7 protein-coding genes and 2 pseudogenes are annotated in these 6776 nt (G+C 72.2%); 6 read left to right on the forward strand and 3 right to left on the reverse strand.

All coding sequences use genetic code 11. From position 1 onward, the window contains the following. The 4 genes from lepB to ACWCO3_RS29210 form a co-directional block, all read left to right on the forward strand. Nucleotides 1–493, forward strand: a 493-nt coding sequence (gene lepB, locus ACWCO3_RS29195; RefSeq protein WP_450013104.1) for a signal peptidase I, incomplete at its 5' end; no start/stop codon positions are given. Between the two features lie 53 nt (nt 494–546). Beyond that, a complete protein-coding gene (locus tag ACWCO3_RS29200) occupies nt 547–1080 on the forward strand; it encodes an NUDIX hydrolase (protein ID WP_145785829.1) in 534 nt (177 codons plus the stop codon). Continuing rightward, nucleotides 1074–1886, forward strand: a complete 813-nt coding sequence (locus ACWCO3_RS29205) for a ribonuclease HII (protein ID WP_269680640.1) — start codon at nt 1074–1076, stop codon at nt 1884–1886. Before ACWCO3_RS29200 ends, ACWCO3_RS29205 begins: the two co-directional genes overlap by 7 nt. After that, nucleotides 1883–2206: a DUF2469 domain-containing protein gene (locus tag ACWCO3_RS29210; RefSeq protein WP_007075222.1), complete on the forward strand. Its 324-nt coding sequence runs from the start codon at nt 1883–1885 to the stop codon at nt 2204–2206. Before ACWCO3_RS29205 ends, ACWCO3_RS29210 begins: the two co-directional genes overlap by 4 nt. A gap of 54 nt (nt 2207–2260) precedes the next feature. On the opposite strand, the gene ACWCO3_RS29215 is transcribed toward ACWCO3_RS29210, so the two are convergent. Then, nucleotides 2261–3403, reverse strand: coding sequence for a sulfite oxidase (locus ACWCO3_RS29215; protein ID WP_450013107.1), 1143 nt, complete (start codon nt 3401–3403; stop codon nt 2261–2263). A gap of 237 nt (nt 3404–3640) precedes the next feature. Between ACWCO3_RS29215 and ACWCO3_RS29220 the strand changes: the two genes are divergently transcribed. Then, a complete protein-coding gene (locus ACWCO3_RS29220; RefSeq protein ID WP_450013109.1) occupies nt 3641–4087 on the forward strand; it encodes a DUF4240 domain-containing protein in 447 nt (148 codons plus the stop codon). A 130-nt stretch (nt 4088–4217) separates the two neighbouring features. Next, nucleotides 4218–4808 (forward strand): annotated as a pseudogene (locus ACWCO3_RS29225) (M23 family metallopeptidase); the annotation flags it as partial. Between the two features lie 37 nt (nt 4809–4845). Here the strand turns inward: ACWCO3_RS29225 and ACWCO3_RS29230 are convergent. Together ACWCO3_RS29230 and ACWCO3_RS29235 are read right to left on the reverse strand one after the other, a co-directional pair. Continuing rightward, nucleotides 4846–6027 (reverse strand): aminotransferase class V-fold PLP-dependent enzyme, encoded by a 1182-nt coding sequence (locus ACWCO3_RS29230; RefSeq protein ID WP_450013111.1) that lies wholly within the window; start codon nt 6025–6027, stop codon nt 4846–4848. 44 nt (nt 6028–6071) lie between these two features. Next, nucleotides 6072–6566 (reverse strand): annotated as a pseudogene (locus tag ACWCO3_RS29235) (tyrosine-type recombinase/integrase); the annotation flags it as partial. Nucleotides 6567–6776: the final 210 nt, after the last annotated feature.

Raw genomic sequence — 6776 nt, forward strand, 5'->3', positions numbered from 1 at the left:
CACACTCAAGATCGATGACCGGGTGTTGGTCAACAAGCTGGTCTACGACTTCCGGTCGCCGCACCGCGGTGAGGTGATCGTGTTCAAAGCCCCCACCACGTGGAGCGGCAACCCCGACGGTGAGGACTTCATCAAGCGGGTGATCGGTGTCCCCGGTGACCACGTGGTCTGCTGCGACCCGCAGGAACGGCTGATGATCAACGGCAAGTCGCTGGACGAGCCGTACATCTTCTCCCTGGACGGGGTGCGCGACAAGCCCGCCGACCAGGAGTTCGACATCACCGTGCCGGAGGGTCGGCTGTGGGTGATGGGTGACCACCGCTCGGCCTCCGGTGACTCGCTGGAGCACTGGCAGCAGTCCGGGCAGAACATCACCGAGGCCACGATCCCCGAGGACGACGTGGTCGGGCGGGCGTTCACCGTCTTCTGGCCGGTCAACCGGGCCACCTGGCTCACCGTGCCCGACTCGTTCGACGGCATTCCCAAGCCGTAGACCACCGGGGCGTGGGCGATCCGCCGTCGGTCTGGCAGGCTGGTGCGGTGAACGTGAGCGCGAGGAGTGAGCTTGCGAGCCCCGCAGTCGCGAACAGCAGCAGCCGTGTCTACACCCCTCGACGCGCGGCCCGCGTGCTGCTCGTCGACGCGGCCGGTCGGGTCCTGCTGTTCGAGGGCTTCGACCCGGCCCGACCAGGGCATCGATACTGGTTCACCCCCGGTGGTGGGCTCGATCCGGCGGAGACCCCGGCAGCCGGCGCGGCACGGGAGTTGGCCGAGGAGACCGGGCTGCGGCTCGACCCGACCGCGCTGGGTGAGGCGGTCTTCTCCGACACGACCGAGTTCACCTTCGACGGCAACTGGTACCGCCAGGAGCAGGACTTCTTCCTCCTTCGGGTGCAGTCCTGGCAGGTCGACACCACCGGCTTCAACGACATCGAGCAGCGCAGCATCGCCGATCACCGCTGGTGGCTCCCGGACGAGTTGGTGGCCAGCGGTGAGCGGTTCTACCCGCCCGAGTTGCCCGCCCTGCTGACCAGCCTGAGCCAGTCGACGGCCGCAGGTCGGGACGAGGCTCCGTGCTGACCCCGCCGCGCACCGTCGTGCGCCGCGAGGCCGGCCTCTACGCCCTGGAACGAGCACTGCAGCGGCGCGGGTTCCGGCACGTCGCCGGCGCCGACGAGGCGGGCCGGGGAGCGTGTGCCGGTCCGCTGGTCGCGGCCGCTGCGGTGCTACCCGAGGGGCGGCGCGGCGAGATCGAAGGGCTGGCCGACTCGAAGCTGCTCACCCCGGCCAGCCGGGAACGGGTGTACGCGGAGGTCGTGGACCGTGCCCTCGCGTACGCCGTGGTGGTCATCCCCGCCGACGAGGTCGACGCCCGAGGGCTGCACGTGTGCAACCTGGCGGCGATGCGCCGGGCGCTCGCCTCGCTCACCACCCGCCCGGAGTACGTGCTGACCGACGGCTTCGGAGTGGACGGCCTGGGCGTGCCCGGCCTGGCGGTGTGGAAGGGCGACCGCGTGGCCGCGTGCGTGGCGGCGGCCAGCGTGCTCGCCAAGGTCACCCGGGACCGGATCATGGTGGAGCTGGACGGGGTGTTCCCGGCGTACGGCTTCGCCGAGCACAAGGGCTACATCACCCCGGAGCACTCGGCGGCGCTGCGGGAGCACGGGCCGTGCCGGGAGCACCGGTTCTCGTACGTCAATGTCGCCGCGGTCTCCGGCCGCGACGGTCGGCCGCCACGCGCCCGACGGCCCGGCGGCCACGCCTCGGAAGAGCCGATGGAGCGCTCCTGGGCGTCAGGGGGTACCGTCGGCGTGGCGTTGGGCGAGCAGCCTCGGCCTCCGGCGCCGGTGGGGGAAGATGTGGCCATGGAAGGCGGAGTGCGATGAGCGCGGAAGATCTCGAGAAGTACGAGACCGAGATGGAGCTGCAGCTCTACCGGGAGTACCGCGACATCGTCCGCCAATTCTCGTACGTGGTGGAGACGGAACGCCGGTTCTACCTGGCCAACCAGGTCGACCTGCACGTGCGCAACTCCGACGGCGAGGTCTACTTCGAGGTCGAGATGCACGACGCCTGGGTGTGGGACATGTACCGTCCCGCCCGCTTCGTGAAGAACGTCCGGGTGATGACCTTCAAGGACGTCAACGTCGAGGAGCTGGAGAAGCCCGACATCTCGCTGCCCGCCGACTCCGGCTTCGGCGGCTGACCGCACCCGGCCACGCCACGGGCCCCCCACCCGTGGCGTAGCACCTGCCGCCGATCACTCGGCCGGCACCACGACCTCGACCCGCTGCACCAGGTTGTTGGCGAAACCGCCACGGTTCCACGGCTGCTCGACCGGCTGGGTCCGCCCGGACGCGTCGGTCGCCCGGGCACCCAGCACGTAGCGGCCCGGGGCGGCGGTCCACTCGTACCGCCAGCGCCGCCAGGCGAAGTCCCCAGAATCCGCCGGGTCCAGCTCGGCCGACGCCCAGCTCTTCCCACCGTCGGTCGTCACCTCCACGGCCACCACCGGGGCGTGCCCGGACCAGGCCCGACCGTCGACGGTGCACGGGCCGGGGCGCAGCACACGGCGGCGGGACATGAAGTCCGGGAAGCCGGGCGGGCGGACCAGCGCACGCGGCTCGATCCGGGTGACCGGCACGCCTGGGTCGTCGGCGTCCTGGCGTACCCGGTAGGCCACCGCGTTCTGGTACCCCTCGAACGGTTCGGTCCGCACCTCGATCGAGTGCAGCCACTTCACGTGCGCCATGCCGTACCAGCCCGGCACGATCAGCCGCAGCGGCGCGCCGTGCTGCGGCAGCAGGGGAGCGCCGTTCATCTCGTACGCCAGCAGCACCTCCTCGCGCAACGCGTCGGCGACCGGCAGCGCCCGCTGGTAGTCCTGCTCGACCCCGCGTTCGACGCCGTGATCGGCGCCGGTGAAGACCACGTCTATCGCGTCTGGCCCGAGCCCCGCCTCCCGCAGCAGCGGAGCGAGGGGAGTGCCGGTCCACTCGGCGTTGCCGACCGCCTCGACCAGCCACGGCTGGCTCACCGGTCGGGGATGCAACAGGGCCCGGCCGTTGCCGGCGCACTCCAGTGTCACCTGCCGGGTGACCCGTGGCCGCTCACGCAGGTCGGCGAGGCTGACCGTCAGCGGCCGGTCCACCGCGCCGCCGATGGTCAGCGCGTGCGTCGCCGCGTCGACCTCCGGGATGTCGTAATGGATCAGCAGGTAGTGCAGCCCGGCCGGGGTGACGTCGTAGCGCAACGCTTCCAACGGGATGCCGTGGTTACGCGCGGCGAGCTGCAACTCCTCGGCGCTGATCGCCTCGTCCGGCGCCGCGAGCCGGGACGGGTCGCTCACGTCCGCCACCGTCGGGCCGGCGGGGGACGTGGTCCGGTCGTCGAGAGTGGTCATGCGGGCCTCCCCGGTCCAGACGGCGGCACCCGCCGTACGCGGCCCAGCTTAGGGCCTGTTTCATAGGGGCGGTCGAGCCGAGGCCGGTCGTCGTCCGGGCCCGCCGCAGGCCGGCCAGTTCTTATGGAACAGGCCCTTAAGCCTTCCCTCGCGGCCCGAGAACGGCACCGGAGGGACGGCGCGGTGTGGGGCCGCCGGTCTCGTATCCGTTCGGCCGCGCGATCATCGTGGATTGTGATGCTCACTGATGAGGACTTCTGGCGGCTCGTCGCGATGCTCGGCGGTCGGCCCGAGCTCCAGGACGACCGGCCGTACGAGCGGTTGACCGCCGTACTGTCGGAAGAGCCGGTGGAACGGATCGTCGCCTTCGCCGAGACGCTCGCGTTCAAGCTCTACCAACTGGACCGTCGGGCGCTCGCTCAGGCTGTCCCGCCGGGCGCGGACCACCTGTCCGACGACGGCTTCCTGTACGCGCGCTGCGCGGTGGTGGTGGCGGGTCCGACGGCGTTCGATGCCGTGCTGGCCGATCCGGCGGCGTTCGCGCGTTTCACCACCGTCGAGGCCGCCCACGCGGATTCGATCCTCGACGTTCCCTCCAACGCCTACCAGAAGGCGACCGGCAGGGAGTGGGAGCACGTAGAGGAGTACGACTACGAGACCGGATCCAATGAACAGTGGTGGTGACCTGGACCGTTAGGCGTCGCGCATAGCAGATCATCGAGGGCGTCGGGTGGTCGTCCACAGCGCCGCCGGTTGTCCACAGGTTCGTCGGCCGGGCTGGCGTACCACCCGACCGTGGCCGGAGGCTGCCGTCATGCGACAGCCATCGGTCCGTTCGATCCGCCGCACCGTGCTGCTCTGCGCCGCCGTTCCACTTGCGCTGACCGTGCAGCTCTGCGGTCTGGCGGTGCTTGTCGCGGCGGTGCCCGGCCAGCCACCGACGCCGACCGTGCCGATCGCGTTCCAGGCTTCCGCTCCTGCGTCCGTTCCCGCCGAGCGCTTCCGCTGGCCGCTCGACGGGCCACCGCGACTGGTGCGCCGCTTCGACCCGCCACCCCAGCCGTGGCTGTCCGGCCACCGGGGCGTCGACCTGGCCGCCCCGGCTGGAGCTGTGGTCCGCAGTGCCGGGCCGGGCACCATCCTCTTCGCCGGTCTGGTGGCCGGCCGACCGGTGGTCACCGTGGGGCACGCCGGTGCGCTGCGAACCACCCACGAGCCCGTGCAACCCGGGGTACGCCCCGGTCAGGCGGTCGCCGCAGGCGCGCCACTGGGCGAACTGCTGCCCGGCCATCCGGGTTGCCCGGCGGACGCGTGCCTGCACTGGGGCCTGCGCCGGGGCGAGGAGTACCTGGACCCGCTCGCCCTGCTCGGCCTCGGCCCGGTGCGCCTGCTCCCGGTCAGCGGGCCCTCCGCCGGTGCCGGCCTCCTGTCGATGCGTTCGGTCAGCGCTGCGCGAGCAGGGCCGGCAACCGTGTGGCCAGCCGCTCGTACTCGTCGGCGGTGTTGTAGACCTGACCGGTGAGCCGCAGCCACCCACGGCCGTTCCAGCTCATCACCGCCACCTCGGCGGCGAGCCGCTCGCCGATCCGCGCCTGCAACGCCCGTGCGGCGTCGATCGTGGTGCCCATGCCGGCCGGCAGCGGGATGAGGCGCAGAGACACCCCCGGTCCGCCGGGGTCGGGCAGGTCGGCGGGGGGCACCCCCAGAGCGTCCCCCACCACCCGCTGGCCGTACGCGGCGAGCGCCGCGTTGTGCGCCCGCACCCGGTCCACACCGAGACTGCGCATCGTGAACAGCCCTGCCGGGGCGGCCAACCAGGGCGTGTAGTCGAGGGTCGCCTGCCACTCGAGCCGGGCCGGGAAGCCCGACTCCTGCTCCCAGGAGACCACCAGCGGCTCGATCCGGTCCCGCCACTGCGGTGCCACCGCCAGCAGGGCGGTCCCGCGTGGGGCGTACGCCCACTTGTGCAGGTTGCCCACCCAGAAGTCGGCACCGATGCTGGCCACCGTGGTGGGCAGCATCCCCGGGGCGTGTGCGGCGTCCACCAGCACCGGCACGCCGTGTTCCCGGGCCACCCCGACGATCGCGGCGGTCGGGAAGAGCTTGGCGGTGGCCGAGGTGAGCTGGTCGACGACGAGCAGTCGGGTCCGGCCGGGGCGCAGACCGTCGCGGACGATCTGCACGACCTGCTCGTCGGTGGCCGCCAGCGGAATCGGCAGGACCCGGCTGACCGCCCCGGTACGGCGGCACTCGCGCTGGATGGCCAGGCTCACCGCCCCGTACCCGTGGTCGGTGCTGAGGATCTCGTCGCCGGGTTGCAGGCCCATCGACTGGAGCACGACGGCGACGCCGGTCGTGGTGTTGCCCACCAGGGCGCTGCCGTCCGGGTCGGCACCCAGGAAACCGGCGAGGTGCCGACGGGTGTGCGCGATCCGGTCGACCAGCCCCTGGGTGAAGAAGCGCAGCGGGTTGGCCTCCATCTCGTCGCGCAGCCGCTGCTGGGCTCGCTGCACGCCGACCGGGACCGCGCCGAACGAGCCGTGGTTGAGGTGACTGACCGCCGGGTCCAGGGAGAAGAGCAGGCGGGCACCCGGGATCGACTCAGGGGGCTGCGGGACGCTCACCCGATGATCGTAACCGCCGGGGATGCTCGCCCTCCGGCCCTTGATCAGGCGCGGGGGTGGGCCTGACGGTAGGCGGCCCGCAGCCGCTCCACCGAGACGTGCGTGTAGATCTGCGTGCTGGCCAGCGACGAGTGGCCCAGCAACTCCTGCACGGCGCGTAGGTCCGCACCACCCTCCAGCAGGTGGGTGGCAGCCGAGTGTCGGAGGCCGTGCGGGCTCGTCCGGGGCAGGCCGGCGGCCTCGGCGTACGCACCGACGATCTGACGCGCTGTCGTCGGGTTGAGCCGACCACCCCGGGCACCCAGCAGCAGCGCGTCCCCGGAGTGGGTGCCCACCATCGCCGGTCGGCCCCGGTGCAACCAGTCGTCCAACGCCCGCTGAGCGGGCACCCCGTACGGCACCGAGCGCTCCCGTCCGCCCTTGCCCAACACCCGGATCACCCGTCGGCCGTGGTCGACGTCCCCGACGTCCAACCCGCAGGCCTCACTGACCCGTACGCCGGTGGCGTAGAGCAGCTCCAGCAGCACCCGGTCGCGCAGTGGCACCGCGGCTTCGCCCGATGTCGCCCCGGCCGCCCTGCCTGTGCGTGCGGGGTTCGTGGGTGCTCCGTGCGTGTTCGGTAGGTCCGCGGCTGGCGGGTTGTCGGTGGGCGTTACCCGCCGGGTCGGGCCCCGGCGCGATGGTCAGCAGCTTCTCGAACTGTGCCCGGCCGGCCGCGTACTCCTCGCGGGAGACGCCGCTGCCGATGC

The organism is Micromonospora sp. NPDC002411, assembly GCF_053592955.1.